The organism is Enterobacter ludwigii (genome assembly GCA_023023105.1).
Classification (GTDB): domain Bacteria; phylum Pseudomonadota; class Gammaproteobacteria; order Enterobacterales; family Enterobacteriaceae; genus Enterobacter; species Enterobacter adelaidei.
Genome location: CP083824.1, coordinates 3648113 through 3671212, shown reverse-complemented (window position 1 = coordinate 3671212; position 23100 = coordinate 3648113). Strand labels below are relative to the sequence as shown.

The following is a 23100-nucleotide window of genomic DNA, read 5'->3' as shown; positions in this document are numbered from 1 at the left end:
CGCTGCGACAATTTTTCTGCAGTGCAGTACACTGCGCTCCATCAGTTTCAGACGGAATAACAAGATGACCACGATGCTTGAAGTGGCGAAGCGGGCAGGCGTTTCGAAAGCAACGGTATCCCGGGTGCTGTCGGGAAATGGCTATGTCAGCCAGGAGACCAAAGACCGGGTGTTTCAGGCCATTGAAGAGAGCGGCTATCGCCCGAATTTACTGGCGCGCAACCTGGCGACCAAACGCACCCAGACGCTGGGGCTGGTAGTGACAAACACCCTGTACCACGGCGTCTACTTTAGCGAACTGCTGTTTAACGCCGCGCGGATGACAGAAGAAAAAGGGCGACAGCTGATCCTTGCTGACGGCAAGCACAGCGCTGATGAAGAGCGTGAGGCGATCCAGTATTTACTCGATATGCGTTGCGATGCGGTGATTATCTACCCGCGTTTCCTGAGTGTGGATGAGATGGATGAGATCGTCGAGAAGTGTGAGCAACCGATTATGGTGCTTAACCGCCGCTTGCGGAAAAACAGCAGCCACAGCGTCTGGTCCGATCATAAAGCTTCCTGTCAGGAGGCGGTGTCGCAGCTGATTGAGAAAGGGCACAGAGAGATCGCATTTATCACGGGTTCGCTGGATTCACCCACCGGGGTTGAACGTCTCTCCGGCTACAAGGACGCACTGGCACAGCACCAGATCCCGCTACGCCCTGAGCTGATTTCGCAGGGAAAGTGGAACCCGGCCAGTGGTGCCGCGGCGGTTTCCGAGCTGTTGGCTCGGGGGGCAACCTTTACGGCGCTGGTGGCGAGTAACGACGATATGGCAATCGGTGCTATGAAGCAGCTGCACGACAGCGGTGTGGCCACCCCGGACGCGGTATCGGTGATCGGTTTTGACGACGTGGCCATCGCACCTTATATCGTGCCGTCGCTTTCCAGCGTTCGCATTCCGGTGACGGAGATGATCAAAGAAACCATCAGCCGACTGATCTTTATGCTCGACGGCGGGGAGTTTAAATATCAGCAAACGTTCTCCGGCGAGCTTGTCCTGCGCGACTCCGTCATTGACGGCCCTCATCGTTGATGTCGACAGCTGTCATCGTCAGAAGTGACGATGACAGTGCCAGCGTCATTTTTAAATTTATTTAAAATCAATGTCTTAATAATTGGCACGGTTTATGAATATCTCCGCGCATAACAGTAATGCTGGAGAAGCAGATGAACCGTTTTATTATGGCCGATGCCAGTAAGTGCATTGGTTGCCGTACCTGTGAAGTAGCGTGCGTGGTTTCCCATCAGGCGGAGCAGGATTGCGCGTCGCTTACCCCTGATACTTTTTTGCCGCGCATCCATGTCATTAAAGGCGTGAATATTTCCACCGCCGCCATCTGTCGTCAGTGCGAAGACGCACCGTGCGCGAATGTCTGCCCGAACGGGGCGATTAAACGCGAAAAAGGGTTTGTGCACGTGATGCAGGAGCGCTGCATCGGCTGTAAAACCTGCGTGGTTGCCTGCCCGTATGGCGCGATGGAAGTGGTTGTCCGTCCGGTTGTGCGTAACAGCGGCATGGGCCTGAATGTGCGCACGGACAAAGCCGAAGCCAACAAGTGTGACCTCTGCTACCACCGTGAAGCGGGCCCGGCCTGCATGGAAGCCTGCCCGACGCACGCCCTGGTGTGTGTTGATCGCGATAAGCTCGAACAGATGAGTGCGGAAAAACGCCGTCGTGCGGTGTTCGATACCTCTTCATCTCTGCTGTTCTGATCCGCCATGTGCAGTAACGGCGTACAGCTGCGCGTGCGCGGCAAAGTGCAGGGCGTCGGATTTCGTCCCTTCGTCTGGCAACTGGCGCAGTCGCTTCAGTTAAACGGCGACGTCTGCAATGACGGAGAGGGCGTGCTGGTGCGGCTCGCGGGTAATGGGGGGGCCTTTACCGCGAGGCTGCGCCAGGACTGCCCACCGCTGGCGCGTATTGACGCGATCGACTTGCAGCCTTTCACCTGGAGGCGTGTGCCGGAGGACTTTACCATCCGTCACAGCGCGGGCGGGGCGATGGACACCCAGATCGTACCGGATGCCGCTACCTGTCCGGCATGCCTGGCTGAGATGCGCGATCCCCGTGAACGCCGTTATCGCTATCCGTTTATCAACTGCACCCACTGTGGTCCGCGTTTTACCATTATCCGCGCCATGCCTTATGACCGCCCGGCCACGTCGATGGCGACATTCCCGCTGTGCGAACCATGTGAAACGGAGTATCGCAACCCCGCAGACCGCCGTTTTCATGCGCAGCCCGTCGCCTGCCCGGACTGCGGGCCGGAGCTGGAATGGCGTGCGGGGGACATCATTACTACCCGCGAGTCTGCGTTAAGCGCTGCGGTAGAGATGCTGAAAAACGGTGGCATTGTTGCCATCAAAGGGTTAGGGGGTTTTCACCTCGCCTGTGATGCGCTCAATCCGCAGGCGGTCGCGTTACTTCGATCACGCAAACAGCGTCCTGCGAAGCCGCTGGCCGTGATGATCCCGCAGGCGGAAGCGCTGCCGACGGCGATTCAGACGCTGTTATGCTCACCCGCAGCCCCCATTGTGCTTACGCCAAAGGTGTGGTTGCCCGCGTTGCCCGACGAGATAGCTCCGGGCCTGGACTTGGTAGGCATCATGCTGCCCGCAAACCCGCTGCAACATTTGCTCATGCTCGACTGCCAGCTTCCGCTGGTGATGACCTCCGGCAATCTCAGCGGCAAACCGCCCGCCATCAGTAATCAGCAGGCGCTGGACGAGCTTGGGGAGATTGCAGACGGTTTTCTGCTTCACAACCGCGACATTGTGCAGAGGATGGATGATTCGGTCCTGCTTCAGGACGGGACAATGCTGCGCCGTGCGCGCGGATTTGTGCCGGATGCCATCACGTTGCCTGCAGGTTTTAGCAATATACCCGCTATGTTGTGTACAGGTAGCGAGATGAAAAATACGTTCTGCCTGGTGCGCGGGAACCAGGCCGTGCTGAGCCAGCATTTTGGCGATCTCAGTGACGAGGGTGTCGAAGCCCAGTGGCGTTCGGCACTGGCGCTGATGCAGCAGATCTACACCTTTCAACCGGAGCGTGTGGTGTGCGATGCCCATCCGGGTTACCACTCCCGACAATGGGCACACGAGCAGGCGTTGCCGGTCGACACCGTGTTGCACCATCACGCACACGCGGCGGCGTGCCTGGCTGAAAACGGCTGGCCGCTCGACGGTGGCGATGTTATCGCGTTGACGATGGACGGGATCGGCATGGGCGAGAACGGTGCGCTGTGGGGTGGGGAATGTCTGCGGGTAAACTACTGCGACTGTGAGCATCTCGGTGGATTACCTGCCGTGGCGTTGCCTGGCGGGGATCTGGCGGCCGTTCAGCCGTGGCGCAATTTACTCGCACATTGCCTGGCGTTTGTGCCTGACTGGCAGCACTACCCGGAAACGCGTGCGGTACAGCGCCAAAACTGGCCGCTGCTGGCGACAGCAATCGGGCGCGGCGTCAATACGCCGCTGGCCTCGTCATGCGGAAGGCTTTTCGATGCAATCGCCTGCGCGCTGGGCATAGAAACGCAACGCTACGAAAGTGAAGCGGCTTGCCGGCTGGAAGCACTGGCTTCACAGTGCGCCGGTGTCGCGCACCCGGTCACGCTTTCGGTGGATAATCTCTCCCTCTTCTGGCAGCAATGGCTGAACTGGCAGGCGGAGCCCTGCGAACGCGCATGGGCGTTTCACGATGCGCTGGCAAAAGGGTTGGCGCAATTAGTCAAATTGCATGCCATGCGTTTATCACTTTCCACGGTGTGCTTCAGCGGTGGGGTGTTACACAACCGCCTGCTGCGTGCGCGTCTGCGTCATTATCTTTCTGACTTTACGCTTCTTTTTCCTTCGCGCCTGCCCGCAGGTGACGGAGCGATCTCCTTCGGGCAGGCGGTGGTCGCCGCCGCCCGGTCATGTTCACAAAGGACTTAAAATGTTACGACTCTTACGCAATGAACCTCGTGCCGCGCTTCTGCTGCTGGCTCTGGTAATGGCAAACCTGCTGGCCTGGGGATGGGCATGGCAAACCTTCAGCGGCAGCACGGCGTTGATGGCGGCAAGCCTGCTTGCCTGGTGTTATGGACTTCGCCATGCGGTGGATGCAGACCACATTGCGGCCATTGATACCGTCACGCGTAAGATGATGCAGCAGGGCAAACGCCCATCCGGCGTAGGGGCCTGGTTCTCGCTGGGTCATTCCACCATCGTGGTGCTGGCCTCCATTGCCATTGCTGCCACCGCTACGGCGTTTCAGAAAAATATGGCATGGTTTCACGAGACAGGGAGTCTGATTGGAACAGCCGTTTCCGCGACTTTCCTGCTGGCGATGGCGCTGGTCAATATGGTGATTTTACGCGGCGTCTGGCGCAGTTTTCAGGCGCTGAAAAAGGGGCGCGCGACAAGCAGTGAAGTAGAGTTACCTGCACAGGGCGGCGTCATGAACTGGTTATTTGGCGCAACCTTCCGGCTGGTCAACAAAAGCTGGCAGATGTACCTGGTCGGATTCCTGTTTGGTCTGGGGTTTGACACTGCCACCGAAATTGGCGTGTTGGGCATTTCTGCCGCCAGCGCCTCTCACGGGATGTCGGTGTGGTCAATCATGATCTTCCCGGCGCTCTTCGCCAGCGGTATGGCGCTGGTCGATACCCTCGACAATTTGTTGATGGTCGGTGCTTACGGATGGGCGTTTAACAAACCGCAACGTAAGCTCTACTACAACATGACCATTACCGGGACATCTGTGGTGGTGGCGCTGTTTATTGGCGGGCTGGAAGCGCTGGGTCTGCTGATGGATAAATTCGCCCTCAGCGGTGGCGTCTGGGATGTGATTGGCGCGGTAAACGACAACCTGGGCAACGCCGGATTTGTGGTGGTCGGGCTGTTTGTCGCCTGCTGGCTGATCTCCATGGTCAACTACCGCTGGCGCGGCTACGATGCGCTGGTCGTGCGCTCCTGAGCCGGCGGTAGCCAGGCGCGGGTGAAATCAAGCCAGCCGCTGGCAGTCAGCACAATGTTCTGCACATTTTCCATCGTGTTGATGCGATAGCGGTAGTGGAAAAGCGGCGTACAGGCGCCGCTTTCAAGCAGGCGATGAAAGAAGGCGGGCAAGTGTGCTCTTAGCGTTTCCTCACTTTCGCAATACGCCATCAGCGTCTGCTTTGCGTTTTGCCACGCGCTCTCACCCAGCGCGGCGATCCACGCGGGTTCTTCAGTAAACCACTCTGCCAGCGCAAAGACCGGTACTTCACCGGCAAGATAATCCCCCAGTAAGATATCCGCTTGCGCCAGCGCGTCAGGCGCATGCCACTCTTCGCGATCTTTCCAGTGAATCGTGACGTCGCAGCCACGCTTTTTCAGGCGAGTTTGCAGCATGCCGGCGAGGTCGCACAGCACCGGCGTGTGATAGCAGACCAGTGAAAGGGCAGGTGGAAGCGTCACGTCAGGCGCTTCAGGATACGCGGGTGTCGTGATCCCGGGCAGTATTTCCGTACGGGTTTCAACATCATCCCGGCGGATGAACTGCTGGTTAAGATGCTGGATTTCCTGGCGCAACCAGGCGGCCAGCGGTTGTGGTAACCGGGCATTCACCATCAGCCAGGAAAACCCACCGCTGGTGGTGGTGATGGACTCCTGGGCATTTTCTCCTTTACCAACGGTTATCCATGCCGGTTTTTCTGTTCCGGCGCGGGTTCGCCAGAACTCAATTGCATGCAGCAGGGGATGTGTCGCAAAGTACCACGGCTGACGCTCAAGGCGCAGATAGTGCGAGTGATGATAAGCAATTGCAAAGGGGCCAGCACCCACATTCGGTTGTTGCGGATGTGGCAAACGGCAAACATGATGCGCGAGACGATGCGCCAGCATGGCGTCTGGCGCGTTAAGCGTGATTTCCAGACACCACGGTGCGATAAGCATCACTTTACTCACGTGAGTTAGCCCTGTATTACGTGCGGGATCGGCCAACAACTGGTGCAGCGCGCCGAGAATATCTTCATCGCTGATCGCTTGTCCGTTATGCCAGTGCGCACCGCTACGCAGGTAAAAGCTCCAGCGAAGTTTGTCGTCACTACTCTCCCAGTGATGGGCTAAATCGGCCACCGGTTGCGGGTGGCCGGGGACGTAACGCGTCAACCCAGCGTGAACCGCGCAGATAATATGCTGCTCGGCACGGCGACGTTGCAGGGCGGGATGCAGCGACGTGAGTGGGCGATACCACGGAATGCGCAGCGTCGGCTGGTGCTTAAGCCATTTTCCGCCTAAAAACGGCGTGATGATGTGATGCAGGCTAGCCGGGTCGCCATCGGCCAACTGCAGCGCGCTCTGGTAGTCCCCTTTTTCCAGGCAGGCATGCATCAGCGGTGCGCTCAGTTCGCTGGTGGTCGTCAGGCAATGCAGGATGGCACGATGTCCGCGTCCTGGTTGCGCCTGCCAGCTTAACCATCCGTTTTGCGTAAGCTGGCGCAGCAATGTGCGTGCATGGCGCTCACTGCATAACGCGACACCGGCCACTTCCGCGATGGTCGTGGGCTTTGGCTCTGTGCCGTAGTGCTGATAAAGCCGTTGATACTGTCGGATTTTCTGAAGCTGGCGCATGACGGCGTACCGGTAACAAAAGGAGAATGGTGAGAGTGTAGGGGGTTTTGCGGAATAAATAAGGGTGGGATATATAAAGTGTTCCGGTTTTATTCCCTCTCCGGTGAGAGAGGGAACAGGATTGTGCAACGTCAGGCTTCGATCTGCGCCCGGATCTTCAGCGCGATGCTTTCGGCCTGTGGGCCCAGAATCACCTGTGCGTTCTGCGTACCCATTTTCAGAATGCCTTTCGCCCCCAGTGATTTCAGCGCCTGTTCATCCAGCACGCTGTTATCTGTAAGCGTTAAGCGCAGGCGAGTTATACAGGCATCGACAATCTTCAGGTTATCTTTGCCACCCAATGCTGAGATGTATTGGGCAATGGCCTCGTTTTGATCGTCAGAATCACCCGTTACCGTGTCGTCGTCTTCGCGACCCGGCGTTTTCAGCTTGAAAAAGCGAATCGCGAACGTGAATACCACAAAGTAGATCGCAAAGAACAGAGCAATCAGAGGGATCAGGAGCCACGGCTTCGTGGCAAGACCCCAGTTCAGGACGAAGTCGATAAGCCCGGCGGAAAAACCAAAGCCATGCAGCACGCCGAGGCTGTTGGCGATTACCATACTCACACCAGCAAGTACCGCATGCAGGGCATACAGGGCTGGAGCGAGGAACAGGAAGGAGAACTCAATTGGCTCGGTAATGCCCGTCAGGAAGGCGGTCAGGGCGACAGAGAGCAGCATCCCGCCGACGGCTGAGCGACGTGCTTTTGGCGCGGCGAAATACATCGCCAGTGCTGCACCCGGAAGACCGCCCATAAAGATCGGATATGCCCAGGCCATGTAGACCCCCGCATGCGGGTCACCGGCGAAGAAGCGGTTAAGATCGCCCCGGGTTAAGTCGGTGGCAATCTGCGTGATGCTGGATCCGTCAATACCTGGCACGGCGCTGCCAACGACCAGACCTTTCACCACGTCCGGCGCGAGACAGATGTTATGTACCGCGCTGGCAGCATCGTAAGTCACTTTCAGACAGTCACCGAGGCTGAACCAGAAGACGGAATGCAGTATGTAGTGCAGGCCGAAAGGAATTAACGCGCGGTTAAGGACACCGTAAATAAACCAGCCGGGCTCACCGCTACGGGACACCAGCAAACTGAAGGTATCAATGCCGTGCTGCACGGAAGGCCAGACGTAGCCGCAAATCCATGCGATGAATAGACAAATTAACCCGGTCATGATGGGCACCAGACGTTTACCAGCAAAGAACGCAAGGAAATCCGGCAGTTTAGTATTGGAGAAGCGGTTATAGCAGTGACCGGCCACCACACCCGCAATAATCCCGGCAAAGAAGGACATGTTAATGGAGGCGTTAATCACCGCTGTGGCTTTGGTGAGGACCAGAAAGCCGACAGCACCCGCGAGAGCTGCAGCACCAGCATTGTCTTTTGCCAGACCAATGGCGATACCCAGAGCAAACAACAGCGGCAGGCTGTCGAAGATCCCGCCACCGGCACTGGCAATAAACGGAATATTAAATACGTCAGGCTGGCCGAGGCGTAATAATATGGCTGCAACTGGTAAGGTGGCGATAGGCAACATCAGGGCTTTACCCAGACGTTGAAGATAACTAAATGCATTCATGAGAGAGGATTCCAAAAAGACTTAATTCACATCGGAAAATAACAGCTTTTATTTTAATGTGTAAGCAGGGGAGATAAAAATGTGATGCGATATAAATTAATTTTTATTATATTCCTCAGGTAAGTCATTCCTGAAATAAACAATGATGCATTCTATTATTTGTTCCGGTTTTTGCTGGTGGCGCTTCACACATTTACTGAAGGAGAAGCGCCGCCAGACCTTCAGTTATCACGTTTGCTTACCGGAATCATCAGCTCCCGCAGGCGCTCGATACGAGCTTCAGGACTCAACCATAGCCAGCGAAATAAAATGTGCTCTGCTTTTCTGACCTGCTTAAAATAGTGAGCGAGATAGTTAAGCTCTTCGGTGAAATGTGCCATGAAATACCCCTTTCGCGTTAATGTGTGATCAGGGTAGATTGTTATTAGGGAATAAAACAGGGCAATGTTTTTCAGGTGTTCCGGTTTTAAGTATTGATGGGAATAATAAATAAAGGATTGATAGCGATGATTTATCTTATTTGTATTTATTTTATGAATAAATTGCGTAAAAAAAAGCGTTTAGACTTTTGAACTTCACCAACCTGCACCGGCTGGCGAAGTGTCCTGGGCTCAAAGATTAGATAATTCCAGCCTGATAGAAATCCTGCAGGTTGATGGCGCCGCACAGCTTGCCGCCGTCATCCACCACCGGCGCGGCGGTGATTTTACGTTTCATCAGAACCTCTTTGGCCTCAATGGCGCGGCTGTCGGCGTTCAACGTCAGCCCGCCCTGGGTCATCGCTTCAGAAACCGGCGATTCCAGCTTGCCGCCGCCGACCAGCCAGCGACGCAGATCGCCGTCGGTAAATACACCTTTAACAAAGCTGTCGCTGTCACACACGGCGACCAATCCCAGCCCGGTACGGCTCAGTTCCAGCATCGCGTCCATCACGCTGGTATCGAGTTTGACCTGCGGAATGGCATCGTCAGTTCGCATCAGGTTGTGAACCTTATTGAGCAGGCGTGCCCCAAGCGCTCCGGCCGGATGCGAACGGGCGAAATCTTCTTCGTTAAAGCCGCGCGCCTGCATCACCGCCATCGCCAGCGCGTCGCCCATCATCAGCGTATTAACGGTGCTGGATGTGGGGGCGAGGTGCATCGGACAGGCTTCACGCTCAACGGAAATATCCAGCGTGGCCTTGGCTGCCAGCGCCAGCGGCGAGCGGGATTTGCCGGTCATTGCCAGCAGAGCGACCGTTTTTTCCTGCAGGCGCGGAATGATGAGATCCAGCTCTTTGGCCGAACCGGAATAGGAGATAAACAGCATCACATCGCGGCTTTCGATCATCCCCAGATCGCCGTGCAGTGCTTCTGCCGGATGAACGAAGAAGGCCGGAGTACCGGTGCTGGCAAGCGTCGCCGCAATTTTCTTACCGATGTGACCTGACTTACCTATTCCGGAGACAATCACCTTACCTTCGCACTGAATAATGGTGTTGGCCGCGCGAACAAAATCCTCGCCCAAGCGTTCGGGCAGGCGGCTGGCTTCCTGTAGCTCCAGCATCAGGGTCTGGCGGCCAGCGTTTAACAGAAAATCACTCATCTTTCTCTCCGGTTACGATCACGTCGATGCCTTTCTCTTCCAGCGCTTTTTTGAACGCCGGGTCGATACCTGCGTCGGTAATCAGTTTGTCGACGCTTTCCAGGCTGCAAACGATATTGGGGCTTTTACGGCCAAACTTCGATGAATCTGCCATCAGAATCACTTCCCGCGCGGCATTGCACATGGCTTTGCTGACGCTGAACACCTCGTTGAAGGTGGTCACGCCCGCGTTCAGGTCGATGCCGTCGGTGCCCATAAAGAGTTTATCAAAGCTGAAGTGGTCGAAGGCGTTCTCTGCCAGCTGGCCGTGGAATGACGCCGATTTCTTACGGAAGGTGCCACCCGGCATCAGAATGGTTTGCTCGCTATCGAATTCAGAGAGGGCGTTGACGATATGCAGGCTGTTGGTCATCACCGTGATGTTGTTAAAGCGACTGAGCAGCGGGATCATTTGCAACACGGTACTGCCTGCGTCAAGAATGATGGAATCGCCATCGTGAATAAATTTCACCGCCGCTTCGGCAATCAGCGCCTTCTGGTGGGTGTTGATCAGCGTTTTGTGATCGATAGGCGGGTCGGCTTCATCCTTATTGAGCACCACACCGCCGTAAGTCCGAATGACGGCGCCAGAGTTTTCGAGCAATACCAGGTCTTTGCGTATTGTCGTGCCGGTGGTGTCAAAGTAGTGGGCCAGATCGTCTACCGAGCATTTCCCCTGCTTCTGCAGATGCTCGAGAATGGCCGCCTGCCGCTGACGAGGTTTCATAGGCGCTTCGTTCCTTAGGTTGCGAAATGATAATTTCGCAAGTCTATAGCTTTCACAACGAAATTATCCATGTTTCAGATTAAGCGCTAATGATAGTGCATTCTGACAGAGTGGATCATGGGGAAAGATCACATCAGGCTGCAATTCCTGCAACGACAGTCCGTTAATCGCCTGGATTTTCGCCGGGCGGGCGAAAACGGTCATGCCGCGCATGATGAGGGAATCGCAGACCTTGTCATCTTCGTCCAGCGCAACGGCAACCACCACGCGTGGTTTGAAACGTCCACCAGAACGCCCGACGCCCACGCGGCCTTTCTGACACAGCGCATCAAAGGCGCGGTTAAACTGATGGATCTGCCAGCCGCCGAAAGCCATCTGGCAGAACCAGGCGAGGGCGGCGACGGTGATGAGTGCTGTGACCATATCGGCTCCTTGTTGTGTTCCCTCTCCCACAGGGAGAGGGTTAGGGTGAGGGCATCAGCCTGCCCGATCAGAACATCACCTGCCCACCGGTGACGTTAATTGACTGCCCGGTGCAGTACGAGGCTTTCGGACTGGCGTAAAACAGCAGCATATTCAGCACGTCCTGATAGTCGCATCCGCGCTTGAGCGGCACTTTATCAATGTAATATTGTTCCACTTCTTCAGCTTTGATGCCGAGCTTGGTGGCATACTGCGGCAGCAGGGACTGGAACATCGGCGATTTCAGCAGGTTGCCCAGCATCAGCGAGTGAACGGTAATGCCATATTCAGCCAGATCCAGCGCCAGAGACTGCGTTAGCCCGACGCCGCCAAATTTCGCCGCGCTATAACCGGAGTTGTGCTTGCTGCCCACTTTGCCGGATTTCGAGTTAATCTGAATAATGCGCCCCTGAATGCCGTCGCGGATCATCAGGCGGGAAAACTCGCGGGCGCAGAGGAAATAACCCACGAGGTTCACCTGCAGCGAGCGGTCAAAATCCCCCAGTTCGAAATCGCTGATAAAGGCCGCTTTTGCAATCCCGGCGCTGTAAACCAGCAGGTCGGTACGGCCAAAAATCTCGTCCACACCGCGGGCAAGCGCCATTACGCTCTGCTCGCTGGTGGCATCGGCGCCAAACCCGTATGCCATTCCTTCGCCAAACTCGGTGTTGATGGTATCCGCCACGCGGGCGGCTTTTTCACTCTGAATATCCACTACCGCCACGCGGTAACCCTCTGCGGCAAGCCCACGGCAGAGGAACTCACCTAACGTTTGTCCCCCACCAATGACAACGGCAACCTGACTCATGTGATTCTCCTTAATTACGCAACAAATTTTAATGTACAGCCTGGGGTGACAGCCTGTGGAACCGGGCCATCGACGTGAACCGTGCCGGGGTATTCCGCCTGCGGCTGGCCGTCAAAACGCAGGGTGATATGGCCCAGCTCGCGCAGGTTTTGTTCGGCTACCTCACCGACGGCGGTCACGGCATAACGCGTTTCACCCAGCTCCAGCTGGCTGCCGGGCTTGAGTTCACCGTTCAGCACGCCATGGCAGTGGATAAAGCAAAACTCTTCGATATCCGCCGGGGCACCTTCGCGGAAGGTGATCAGCATCTGGTCGCTCAGTGCCTCCGCCGCGCTCTGGCCGATGCGGGTAATGGTGGTTTGGTAAATCACGGTCATAACAAGAACCTCTTATTGATAAATAAAGCCAGAGACAAACCAGGCAATCAGCACCGTCGGCGCGCCCGTCAGGAAGCGGCTTACCAGCACTGACGGCACGCCCACGCGCACGGTGTCCTGGCGCGCTTCGGCTAGCGACAACCCAACGGGAATGAAGTCGCATGCCGCCTGGGCGTTAATGGCAAACAGGGCGGGCAGAGCAAGGTGCGGGGGAATATTACCCAGACCAATTTGCACACCAATCAGCACGCCGATGACCTGAGCAATCACCGCCCCAGGGCCGAGAAACGGCGACAGCAGCGGGAAGGAGCAGATCAGCGCCAGTGTGACCAGCCCAAGCGGATGGCTGGCGAGCGGGGCGAGTCCGTGGGCAATCCAGTCACCCAGACCGGAGGCCATGATGATGCCGATCAGCGCCGAGACGAATGCCATAAATGGCAGAATGGTTTTCAGCACGGTATCAATAGTGTCGCGCCCGGACTGGAACAGCACCGCCACGGCGGACCCCATGCCCATGCCGACTTTTGCCAACAGACCATCGCTCTGTTCGGTGATTTTTTTGCTGGTGTCGTAATCACGCGGTGTGGCTTTTTGTGGGGCAGGGGAGCCATTCACCAGAGTGATGTTGTCCTCTTTCACGCCCGACACATAAATGTCTTCCAGGATGTATTGCGCCAGCGGGCCTGACTTGCCGGTGGAGTGAATATTCACCGTCGGAATGCGACGCTTAGGATAGATGCCGCAGCGCAGCGTGCCGCCGCAGTCGATCACCGCCACGCCGATTTCCGCTTCCGGTGGCTCGCCCTCTTTAAAGCCGTCAACCGCTTCCCAGCCGGTCAGCTCGCGTAGTTTGTCAACGATCGCCGGGCGTGTGCCTGCGGTGATGTAGACGATCTTTTTGCCTTCTGTTGCGTCGAACTCCAGCGGGCCGCCCCAGCCGCCCGTGCCTTTCTCAATGCGGATCCGGTTCATGCTGTGGCTCCTGAAAGATGGACTTTCTGTTCAAGCTGGATGCCCATTTTTTTCTCGAAAATGGCGGTGGTGAGGTCCGTCACCCAGCCGCGGAAGAAGTTGGTGACGAGGCCAACCAGCAGATAGCTCACCGCCAGTGGTCCGAGTGGCAGACCAAGGGTGGTAAGGCCGCTGGCTATCCCGAGATAGACAAACAGCTCGCCGGGGTTGATGTGCGGGAACAGACCGTTCATCGAATGGCAGCTGTAGGAGGCCGCTGCGTAGTAACTTGGTTTGTACTTTTCTGGCATAAAACGCCCGAGGCTTAAGGTCATCGGGTTGCAGAAAACGAAGGTACCGATACAGGGTAATACCAGGTAGCGGGACAGTGGGTTACCCGCGCAACGCTGAGCGAAGCGTTCAATGCGCTGCTGGCCGATAAAGTTGATCAGCGCGTTCATGATCACCAGCAGGCTGATCAGCAGGGGCAGGATCCCGGTCACCATGCCGGTGAACACTTCTCCGCCTTTCTGAAACAGCCCGATGAACCACTCGGCGCCGTGGGTGATGGTTTCTATCATTCTTCTCTCCTGTGGGGCTTTTTTGTTTTTGTCTGACCGGGCTAATAATAATCACTTTGAAAGGTTTTAAAGTGTTAGTTAGATCTCACAATGAAAGAAAAATGTATTATTTTGAAAGTTTATTGATGAGGTCAATGATTTTCGGTGGAAAAAAGCGAGGATTTGCGTGGGGGAGGTGCGTACTGCTTCCTTGAGGTGTTGCGGATGCTTTACCATACTGAGCTCTTATCGAACCCGTTAAATGGATGTCTCATGTTCAAGCGTCGTTATGCAGCGTTGTTACCTGCGCTTATTCTGCTGTCTGCCTGTAGTAGCAAACCTAAGACCGAAACCGTTCAGCAAACGGCAGGCGCGCCTTCCGGAGGATTCCTGCTGGAGCCGCAGCACAATATGATGCAGATGGGCGGCGACTTCGCGAATAACCCGGCGGCCGAGCAGTTCATTGATAAAATGGTGAGCAAACACGGCTTTGACAGGCAACAACTGCACGAAATTTTATCTCAGGCGAAGCGTCTTGATTACGTGTTGCGCCTGATGGACAGACAGGCACCGACGGCCCAGGCGCCGAGCGGGCCAAATGGCGCATGGTTGCGCTATCGCAAACAGTTTATTACCCCGGACAACGTGCAGAATGGCGTCGTGTTCTGGAATCAGTATGAGGATGCGCTGAACCGTGCGTGGCAGGTCTACGGCGTGCCGCCGGAAATTATCGTCGGGATTATCGGCGTGGAAACCCGCTGGGGCCGCGTGATGGGCAAAACCCGCATCCTGGATGCACTGGCGACACTGTCCTTTAACTACCCGCGCCGTGCCGAATATTTCTCTTCCGAGCTGGAAACCTTCCTGCTGATGGCGCGTAATGAGCAAGATGATCCGCTCGATCTGAAAGGTTCGTTTGCCGGTGCGATGGGTTATGGCCAGTTTATGCCGTCCTCCTATAAACAATACGCCGTCGACTTTAACGGCGATGGTCACATCAACCTGTGGGATCCGGTGGATGCTATTGGCAGCGTGGCGAACTACTTCAAAGCGCACGGCTGGGTGCCGGGCGGCCAGGTGGCGGTGCAGGCTAACGGCCAGGCGCCGGGGCTGGAAAACGGCTTCAAAACCAACTACAGCATTTCGCAGCTGGCAGCAGCAGGCTTAACGCCAACGCAGCCGCTGGGCAATGCGCAACAGGCAAGCCTGCTGCGTCTGGATATCGGTACCGGTTACCAGTACTGGTACGGTCTGCCAAACTTCTACACCATCACCCGCTATAACCACAGCACCCACTATGCGATGGCCGTGTGGCAGCTGGGGCTGGCGGTATCGCAGGCGCGTGTGCCTGCAGCGTCGCCGTTTAGTCAGTAACTCGCTTGATTCAGCCCTCTCCCTGGTGGAGAGGGCTGAAGATGGTCCCCTATTTTTCGCTGAAACATTTCGCCACACTCCCTTTTCAAACACACCATTTACAACGTCAATACCTTTCATTATTGTTATGTTATAACATTATTGCGGGTGTCGAGATGTCAATTTCCCTTTTTTCGCTCTCTGCGCCAGTTCGCCTTCTGCTGGCGCTGGCCATTATTGTGTTTCTCAGCCTGGCGGTGAGTTGGGCGGTAGCGCTGCCATGATCGTAATGAATGAACTGACCGCAGGTTATGAACGTCAGCCCGTCACGCGGCCGTTATCCGGCGTCATTGAACGCGGGAGTATGACCGCAATCGTGGGCGCCAACGGCTGCGGGAAATCGACGCTCCTGAAAACGCTCGCAGGGTTTATCGCTCCCGTGGGCGGGAGTATGCGCTGGCAGGAAAAGCGCCCGGTGATTGGCTGGCTGGCACAACGCCACGGGCTGGAGGCGCAATTTCCGTTGACCGTGCAGGATGTCGTCAGTATGGGGTGCTGGCCGGGCATTTCGCTTTTATCCGGCTTTCGTCGTGAAACACGCTTGCGGATTGCCGGTGCGATTGAACGTGTAGGGCTGGAATCTATGGCGCTATCTACCATTGATGAGCTCTCCGGCGGCCAGTTTCAGCGCATGCTTTTTGCCCGTGTCCTGGTACAGCAGGCGCCGCTGGTGATGCTTGACGAGCCCTTTACCGGCGTCGATGAAGCCACCTGCAACGTGCTGATGGATTTGATGCTGGAGATGTATATGCAGGGACAAACCTTGTTAGCGGTACTCCACGACAGTGAACGCGTCTCGCGCCATTTCCCGCAGACATTACGGCTGGATGCTGACGTTCCCCAATGGAAAACCGAGCGGGTGAGGGTGGCATGATTTGGCAACTCTTTTTCCAGCCGTTTATCGAGTACGGCTTTATGCGGCGCGCACTGTTGGTTTGCCTGGCGCTGTCGGTCAGCACCACGGCGCTCGGGGTTTTTCTTCAGCTACGCAGGATGAGCCTGATGGGGGATGCCCTTTCTCATGCCATTTTGCCGGGTGTCGCAGTGGGATATTTGCTCAGCGGCATGTCATTGCTGGCGATGAGTATCGGCGGTTTTATCGCCGGGATTGCCGTTGCGCTGGTGGCCGGGTTGGTCAGCCGACGCACGCCGCTTAAAGAAGATGCCAGCTTTGCCGGGTTCTATCTGGGATCGCTGGCATTAGGCGTCACGCTGGTGTCGCTGCGTGGGTCGAATGTCGATCTGCTGCATTTGCTGTTTGGTTCTATTCTCGCCGTGGACAACGATGCCGCACTGTTTGTGGCTGGGGTTTGTATTTTCACGTTAATCGTACTGGCTGTCTTTTATCGCGGGCTGGTGACAGAGGCGTTTGATACGGCGTGGCTGCAGGTGAATGCCCGTTGGTTACCCGGTCTGTTGCATGGCCTGTTTCTGGCGCTGCTGGTGCTTAACCTGGTGGCGGGCTTTCAGGTGCTTGGCACGCTGATGGCCGTCGGGTTGATGATGTTACCCGCCGTGGCCGCGCGATGCTGGGTACGCACCCTACCTGGATTACTTCTGATGGCAGGGATGAGCGGTATTTTCTGTGCATGGTTCGGGTTAAGCCTTTCCTGGGCTGTGAGCCTGCCTGCGGGGCCGTCTATTGTGCTCACCGCCAGCGCACTTTTCTTTATTTCTATTTTATTTGGCACGCGAAGCCAGCTCGCTGGCAGCCTGCGTGCGTTTTTTTAACGCAAGGGGAAACGATGAAACGTACAGGATTAGCAGTGGCGCTCGCGCTGGGGATGTTGTCGCACGGCGTGATGGCGAAAACACTTAATGTGGTCACCAGCTTTTCAATATTGGGGGATATCACCCAGGAGGTCGGCGGCGATCATGTGAAGGTGACGACGCTGGTGGGGCCGGACGGCGATCCGCATACCTTCGAGCCGTCGCCGAAAGACAGCGCGGCGCTGAGCAAGGCCGATGTGGTGGTGGTGAACGGCCTGGGGCTGGAGGGCTGGCTTGACCGTCTGGTGAAAGCCTCCGGATTTAAAGGCCAGCTGGTCGTCGCTTCAACCGGGGTGAAAACCCACACGCTTGAGGAAGATGGAAAGACCGTGACCGATCCTCACGCGTGGAACAGTGCGGCGAACGGGGCGCTTTATGCACAAAATATTCTGAACGGGCTGGTGAAAGCCGATCCGCAAGATAAAGCCGCGCTGGATGCCTCCGGGAAAAAATATATCGCGCAGCTTGAGCAGTTGGATAGCTGGGCTAAAACCCGCTTTAGTCAGATCCCACAGGCGAAGCGTAACGTACTGACCAGTCATGACGCTTTCGGTTATTTCAGCAGGGCCTATGGCGTCACGTTTATGGCGCCACAGGGACTGTCGTCAGAGAGCGAAGCCAGTGCGGCGCAGGTTGCTGAGATTATTAATCAGATTAAAGCGGACGGCGTGAAAACCTGGTTTATGGAAAACCAGCTCGACCCGCGTCTGGTTAAACAGATTGCGTCAGCCACGGGCGCTCAGCCGGGTGGTGAACTTTATCCGGAAGCCCTGTCGGCAAAAGGCGGAGTGGCAGACACCTACGTGAAGGCGTTTCGTCACAATGTGAATACCCTCGCCGACAGCATGAAATAACATTCTCTAATGGCCGGTGCGCCCGCATCGGCTTTTTTCTGAAGCCCCCTCGTAAAACCTGAAGCGCATCCCCATATCTGACGAGAAAGTGCTATCTTGTGCTGCACGTTTTTCTGATGCCTGGAGCGAGAATGACTGACCATGAATTGATGCAGCTTAGTGAGATAGTCGGGCTGGCGCTTAAGCAACGTGGTGCGACAATCACCACTGCAGAGTCCTGTACTGGTGGCTGGGTGGCGAAAGTGATTACTGATATCGCCGGCAGTTCCGCCTGGTTTGAACGTGGCTTTGTGACCTACAGTAACGAAGCTAAAGCCCAGATGATTGGCGTGCGTGAATCCACGCTGGAACAGCATGGCGCGGTCAGCGAACCGGTGGTGATTGAGATGGCAATTGGTGCGCTCAAAGAGGCGCGTGCGGATTACGCCATTTCAATCAGCGGCATTGCAGGCCCGGATGGCGGCAGCGACGTGAAGCCTGTTGGCACAGTCTGGTTTGGTTTTGCCACGTCCAAAGGTGAAGGGATCACCCGCCGGGAGTGTTTTAGCGGCGATCGCGAAAGCGTGCGCCGTCAGGCAACGGAATACGCGTTAAAAACGCTCTGGCAACAATTTCTACAAAACACTTGATACTGTATGACTATACAGTATAATTGCACCAACAGAACAGAAATCCACGGTGAAGCACAGTCGCTTCTCCCGGCATGACAGGAGTAATAATGGCTATCGACGAAAACAAACAGAAAGCGTTGGCGGCAGCACTGGGCCAGATCGAAAAGCAATTCGGTAAAGGCTCCATCATGCGCCTGGGTGAAGACCGTTCCATGGACGTGGAAACCATCTCCACCGGTTCGCTTTCTCTGGATATCGCACTGGGCGCTGGCGGTCTGCCGATGGGCCGTATCGTAGAAATTTACGGACCAGAGTCCTCAGGTAAAACGACGCTGACGCTGCAGGTTATCGCTGCGGCACAGCGTGAAGGTAAAACCTGTGCATTTATCGATGCCGAGCACGCGCTGGACCCTGTTTATGCTCGCAAACTGGGCGTTGATATCGACAACCTGCTCTGTTCTCAGCCGGACACCGGTGAACAGGCGCTGGAAATTTGTGACGCACTGGCTCGTTCGGGTGCTGTTGACGTTATCGTGGTCGACTCCGTTGCCGCACTGACGCCAAAAGCCGAAATCGAAGGCGAAATCGGTGACTCTCACATGGGCCTCGCGGCACGTATGATGAGCCAGGCAATGCGTAAGCTGGCCGGTAACCTGAAACAGTCCAATACGCTGCTGATCTTCATTAACCAGATCCGTATGAAAATTGGTGTAATGTTCGGTAACCCGGAAACCACCACCGGTGGTAACGCGCTGAAATTCTACGCGTCTGTCCGTCTTGATATCCGCCGTATCGGTGCGGTAAAAGAGGGTGAGAACGTCGTTGGAAGCGAAACCCGCGTGAAGGTTGTGAAGAACAAAATTGCCGCGCCGTTTAAACAGGCTGAATTCCAGATCCTCTACGGCGAAGGGATTAACTTCTTCGGTGAGCTGGTTGACCTGGGCGTGAAAGAGAAGCTGATTGAAAAAGCGGGCGCCTGGTATAGCTATAACGGTGACAAAATTGGTCAGGGCAAAGCAAATGCGATCTCCTGGCTGAAAGAGAACCCGGCTGCGGCGAAAGAAATTGAGAAGAAAGTGCGTGAGCTTCTGCTGAACAACCAGGACTCCACACCCGACTTCGCAGTTGATAGCGTGGATGCTGAAGAAACCAACGAAGATTTTTAATGCTTGTATAAAGACGAAGGGCTGCTGATGCGGCCCTTTTTGCATTTCTGAACCAGCAGGTTTTTTATGAGTGAACCTACCCCACGCCGACCCGCGTACGCGCGCTTACTGGACCGGGCAGTACGTATCCTTGCTGTTCGTGATCACAGTGAGCAAGAGTTGCGGCGAAAACTGTCGGCTCCCGTAATGAGCAAAAATGGCCCGGAAGAGATTGATGCCACGGCGGAAGATTACGAACGCGTGATTGCCTGGTGCTACGAGCATCACTATCTGGATGATGAGCGCTTCGCTTCCCGGTTTCTCGCCAGCCGTGGTCGGAAAGGATACGGCCCCGCGCGCATACGTCAGGAGCTGAACCAGAAAGGAGTAGCCCGCGAGTCCATTGAAAAAGCCATGCGAGAATGCGATACCGACTGGTGCGAGCTGGCAAAAGAACAGGCGATTCGGAAATACGGTGAACCCCTGCCGCGTGATTTTTCAGAAAAAGTGAAAATCCAACGCTTTTTGCTCTACCGTGGCTTCCTGATGGAAGATATTCAGGATATCTGGCGTAATTTTGCCGATTGAACGCATGCGGGATTTTACTTCCCACTAAAGAAAACTTATCTTATTCCCACTTTTTCCAGTAGCTGGTCTGTCCAACTGTTTACAGATACAGGCTTGCTACGACATTTCGTTAGCTTGATTTCAGGATAATTATGAGCAAGAGCACCGCTGAGATCCGTCAGGCGTTTCTCGATTTTTTCCATAGTAAGGGACACCAGGTTGTTGCCAGCAGCTCCCTGGTACCAAATAACGACCCGACTTTACTGTTTACCAACGCCGGGATGAACCAGTTCAAGGATGTGTTCCTTGGTCTCGACAAGCGTAATTATTCCCGTGCTACAACGTCACAGCGTTGCGTACGTGCGGGCGGTAAACACAACGACCTGGAAAACGTCGGTTACACCGCGCGTCACCACACCTTCTTCGAAATGCTGGGCAACTTCAGCTTCGGCGACTATTTCAAACACGATGCCATTCAATATGCGTGGGAACTGCTGACCGGTGAAAACTGGTTCAACCTGCCGAAAGAGCGTCTGTGGGTTACCGTCTATGAAACCGATGACGAAGCCTACGAAATCTGGGAAAAAGAAGTCGGTATCCCGCGCGAACGTATTATTCGCATCGGTGATAACAAAGGCGCACCTTACGCGTCTGACAACTTCTGGCAGATGGGTGACACCGGTCCTTGCGGTCCGTGCACCGAGATCTTCTACGATCATGGCGACCACATCTGGGGTGGCCCTCCAGGCAGTCCGGAAGAAGATGGCGATCGCTACATTGAGATCTGGAACATCGTCTTTATGCAGTTCAACCGTCAGGCTGACGGTACAATGGAGCCGCTGCCGAAGCCTTCCGTTGATACCGGTATGGGTCTGGAGCGTATTGCTGCGGTTCTGCAGCACGTTAACTCCAACTACGAGATTGACCTGTTCAGCACCCTGATCAAAGCCGTTGCGGAAGTGACCGGCGCGACCGACCTGAACAACAAATCCCTGCGCGTTATCGCGGACCATATTCGTTCCTGTGCGTTCCTGATTGCCGACGGCGTTATCCCATCGAATGAAAACCGTGGCTACGTGCTGCGTCGTATCATTCGTCGTGCTATCCGTCACGGCAACATGCTGGGCGCGAAGGACACCTTCTTCTATAAGCTCGTTGGGCCACTGATTGGCGTGATGGGTGCTGCCGGTGATGAGCTGAAACGCCAGCAGGCGCAGGTAGAGCAGGTTCTGAAAACCGAAGAAGAGCAGTTTGCCCGTACGCTGGAGCGCGGTCTGGCGCTGCTGGACGAAGAACTGGCAAACCTTAAGGGTGACACGCTGGACGGCGAAACCGCTTTCCGCCTGTACGACACCTACGGTTTCCCGGTTGACCTGACGGCGGACGTTTGTCGCGAGCGCAACATCAAAGTTGACGAAGCGGGCTTCGAAGCCGCGATGGAAGAGCAGCGTCGTCGTGCGCGTGAGTCCAGCGGTTTCGGTGCAGACTACAACGCGATGATCCGCGTTGACAGCGCGTCTGAATTCAAAGGTTATGAAGCGCTGGAACTGACCGGCAAAGTGACCGCCCTGTTTGTTGACGGTAAAGCCGTAGACAACATCAGCGCAGGTCAGGATGCGGTTGTCATTCTGGACAAAACACCGTTCTATGCGGAATCCGGTGGTCAGGTTGGCGATAAAGGCGAACTGAAAGGCAATGGTTTCAGCTTCAGCGTAAGCGACACCCAGAAATACGGCCAGGCGATTGGTCATCAGGGCAAACTGGTTTCCGGTTCTCTGAAAGTGGGTGAGGGCGTACAGGCTAACGTGGATGAAGCTCGCCGCGCGCGCATTCGTCTGAACCACTCTGCAACTCACCTGATGCATGCTGCCCTGCGCGACGTACTCGGTACCCACGTTGCACAGAAAGGTTCTCTGGTTAACGACAAAGTGCTGCGTTTCGACTTCTCGCATTTTGAAGCGATGAAACCGTCTGAAATCCGCGCGGTGGAAGATCTGGTGAACGCGCAGATCCGTCGTAACCTGCCAATCGAGACCCACATCATGGATCTCGAGGACGCGAAGAAAAAAGGTGCGATGGCGCTGTTTGGTGAGAAATATGACGAGCGTGTTCGTGTGCTGAGCATGGGCGACTTCTCGACTGAACTGTGCGGTGGTACTCACGCATCGCGCACTGGTGACATCGGCCTGTTCCGCATTGTTTCCGAGTCGGGTACGGCGGCAGGCGTGCGTCGTATCGAAGCGGTGACCGGTGAAGGTGCGATTGCCAGCCTGCATGCGCAGAGCGATCAGCTGCACGACATCGCACAGCTGCTTAAAGGCGATAGCCAGAACCTGGGCGAGAAAGTGCGCGTTGCGCTGGATCGCACGCGTCAGCTGGAAAAAGAGCTGCAGCAGCTAAAAGAGCAGGCTGCGGCGCAGGAGAGTGCAAACCTCTCCAGCAAAGCTGTAGACATTAAGGGCGTCAAACTGCTGGTCAGCGATCTGGCGGGCGTTGAGCCTAAGATGCTGCGTACTATGGTCGACGATCTCAAGAACCAGCTTGGTTCTACCGTTATCGTGCTGGCGACAGTGGCAGAAGGTAAGGTTTCTCTGATTGCGGGGGTCTCTAAGGATGTGACTGACCGCGTAAAAGCAGGGGAACTGATTGGTATGGTTGCCCAGCAGGTGGGCGGCAAGGGTGGTGGTCGTCCAGACATGGCGCAAGCCGGTGGTACGGATGCGGCGGCACTTCCGCAAGCTTTGGCCAGCGTTGAAAGCTGGGTAAGCGCGAAACTGTAATAATTACAAAGCACAAGCAGACGCCATAGCGGTAACGTTATGGCGTCTTGTTCACTGTGCTATCGATAACGATAAAGTCAGGTTGAGTTTGTGTATATCGGCTAAACTTACGTTTAACAGAATGTGATGCCGTGACTGCTTACACTTTACGTGTTTGTCATCGCTTACTTTTTGGCGTTATATGATGG

Annotated in this window: 22 protein-coding genes; 12 read left to right on the top strand and 10 right to left on the bottom strand. The window is 55.7% G+C overall.

Going from position 1 to position 23100, the window contains the following annotated elements; genetic code table 11:
- Positions 1-64: 64 nt before the first annotated feature.
- The 4 genes from LCD46_17720 to LCD46_17705 all read left to right on the top strand — a co-directional run bounded on the left by LCD46_17720 (position 65) and on the right by LCD46_17705 (position 5005).
- Positions 65-1078 (top strand): LacI family DNA-binding transcriptional regulator, encoded by a 1014-nt coding sequence (locus LCD46_17720; protein UOY69878.1) that lies wholly within the window; start codon positions 65-67, stop codon positions 1076-1078.
- Positions 1079-1212: 134 nt separating this feature from the next.
- On the top strand, positions 1213-1758 hold the full coding sequence (gene hydN, locus LCD46_17715) for an electron transport protein HydN (protein UOY69877.1): 546 nt from the start codon (positions 1213-1215) through the stop codon (positions 1756-1758).
- A 6-nt stretch (positions 1759-1764) separates the two neighbouring features.
- Entirely contained in the window at positions 1765-3981 is a 2217-nt protein-coding gene (hypF, locus tag LCD46_17710) for a carbamoyltransferase HypF (GenBank protein UOY69876.1), read from the top strand.
- Position 3982: 1 nt separating this feature from the next.
- Positions 3983-5005 (top strand): HoxN/HupN/NixA family nickel/cobalt transporter, encoded by a 1023-nt coding sequence (locus LCD46_17705; GenBank protein ID UOY69875.1) that lies wholly within the window; start codon positions 3983-3985, stop codon positions 5003-5005.
- Here the strand turns inward: LCD46_17705 and LCD46_17700 are convergent.
- From LCD46_17700 to srlA, 10 genes are all read right to left on the bottom strand, one after another.
- Positions 4978-6642, bottom strand: coding sequence for an SgrR family transcriptional regulator (locus LCD46_17700; GenBank protein ID UOY69874.1), 1665 nt, complete (start codon positions 6640-6642; stop codon positions 4978-4980). The genes LCD46_17705 and LCD46_17700 overlap by 28 nt on opposite strands.
- Positions 6643-6773: 131 nt before the next feature.
- Positions 6774-8264, bottom strand: a complete 1491-nt coding sequence (gene nagE / locus LCD46_17695; GenBank protein UOY69873.1) for an N-acetylglucosamine-specific PTS transporter subunit IIBC — start codon at positions 8262-8264, stop codon at positions 6774-6776.
- A gap of 221 nt (positions 8265-8485) precedes the next feature.
- Positions 8486-8644, bottom strand: a complete 159-nt coding sequence (locus LCD46_17690; GenBank protein ID UOY69872.1) for a hypothetical protein — start codon at positions 8642-8644, stop codon at positions 8486-8488.
- Between the two features lie 238 nt (positions 8645-8882).
- Positions 8883-9848: an arabinose-5-phosphate isomerase GutQ gene (gene gutQ / locus LCD46_17685; GenBank protein UOY69871.1), complete on the bottom strand. Its 966-nt coding sequence runs from the start codon at positions 9846-9848 to the stop codon at positions 8883-8885.
- Positions 9841-10614: a DNA-binding transcriptional repressor gene (locus LCD46_17680; protein UOY69870.1), complete on the bottom strand. Its 774-nt coding sequence runs from the start codon at positions 10612-10614 to the stop codon at positions 9841-9843. Before LCD46_17680 ends, gutQ begins: the two co-directional genes overlap by 8 nt.
- A 63-nt stretch (positions 10615-10677) precedes the next feature.
- Complete coding sequence (gutM, locus tag LCD46_17675) at positions 10678-11037, bottom strand: transcriptional regulator GutM (protein UOY69869.1); 360 nt, start codon at positions 11035-11037, stop codon at positions 10678-10680.
- A gap of 67 nt (positions 11038-11104) precedes the next feature.
- Entirely contained in the window at positions 11105-11884 is a 780-nt protein-coding gene (srlD, locus tag LCD46_17670) for a sorbitol-6-phosphate dehydrogenase (GenBank protein UOY69868.1), read from the bottom strand.
- A 14-nt stretch (positions 11885-11898) separates the two neighbouring features.
- Positions 11899-12261: a PTS glucitol/sorbitol transporter subunit IIA gene (srlB, locus tag LCD46_17665; protein ID UOY69867.1), complete on the bottom strand. Its 363-nt coding sequence runs from the start codon at positions 12259-12261 to the stop codon at positions 11899-11901.
- Positions 12262-12273: 12 nt separating this feature from the next.
- Positions 12274-13233: a PTS glucitol/sorbitol transporter subunit IIB gene (locus LCD46_17660; GenBank protein UOY69866.1), complete on the bottom strand. Its 960-nt coding sequence runs from the start codon at positions 13231-13233 to the stop codon at positions 12274-12276.
- Complete coding sequence (srlA, locus tag LCD46_17655; GenBank protein UOY69865.1) at positions 13230-13793, bottom strand: PTS glucitol/sorbitol transporter subunit IIC; 564 nt, start codon at positions 13791-13793, stop codon at positions 13230-13232. The genes LCD46_17660 and srlA overlap by 4 nt, the downstream gene beginning before the upstream one ends.
- Positions 13794-14045: 252 nt before the next feature.
- Here srlA and mltB point away from each other — a divergent pair, with 252 nt between their 5' ends.
- From mltB to alaS, 8 genes are all read left to right on the top strand, one after another.
- Positions 14046-15146, top strand: a complete 1101-nt coding sequence (gene mltB / locus LCD46_17650) for a lytic murein transglycosylase B (protein UOY69864.1) — start codon at positions 14046-14048, stop codon at positions 15144-15146.
- A 259-nt stretch (positions 15147-15405) separates the two neighbouring features.
- A complete protein-coding gene (locus tag LCD46_17645; protein UOY69863.1) occupies positions 15406-16059 on the top strand; it encodes an ATP-binding cassette domain-containing protein in 654 nt (217 codons plus the stop codon).
- Entirely contained in the window at positions 16056-16916 is an 861-nt protein-coding gene (locus tag LCD46_17640; protein UOY69862.1) for a metal ABC transporter permease, read from the top strand. The genes LCD46_17645 and LCD46_17640 overlap by 4 nt, the downstream gene beginning before the upstream one ends.
- A 14-nt stretch (positions 16917-16930) precedes the next feature.
- A complete protein-coding gene (locus LCD46_17635; GenBank protein UOY69861.1) occupies positions 16931-17809 on the top strand; it encodes a metal ABC transporter substrate-binding protein in 879 nt (292 codons plus the stop codon).
- A gap of 131 nt (positions 17810-17940) precedes the next feature.
- The gene (gene pncC / locus LCD46_17630) at positions 17941-18438 is read left to right on the top strand and encodes a nicotinamide-nucleotide amidase (GenBank protein ID UOY69860.1); all 498 of its coding nucleotides are present in this window, start codon (positions 17941-17943) and stop codon (positions 18436-18438) included.
- An 89-nt stretch (positions 18439-18527) separates the two neighbouring features.
- On the top strand, positions 18528-19586 hold the full coding sequence (gene recA / locus LCD46_17625) for a recombinase RecA (GenBank protein ID UOY69859.1): 1059 nt from the start codon (positions 18528-18530) through the stop codon (positions 19584-19586).
- Between the two features lie 66 nt (positions 19587-19652).
- The gene (gene recX / locus LCD46_17620; GenBank protein ID UOY69858.1) at positions 19653-20153 is read left to right on the top strand and encodes a recombination regulator RecX; all 501 of its coding nucleotides are present in this window, start codon (positions 19653-19655) and stop codon (positions 20151-20153) included.
- Positions 20154-20284: 131 nt separating this feature from the next.
- Positions 20285-22912 (top strand): alanine--tRNA ligase, encoded by a 2628-nt coding sequence (alaS, locus tag LCD46_17615; GenBank protein UOY69857.1) that lies wholly within the window; start codon positions 20285-20287, stop codon positions 22910-22912.
- The last annotated feature ends 188 nt before the right edge of the window (positions 22913-23100 follow it).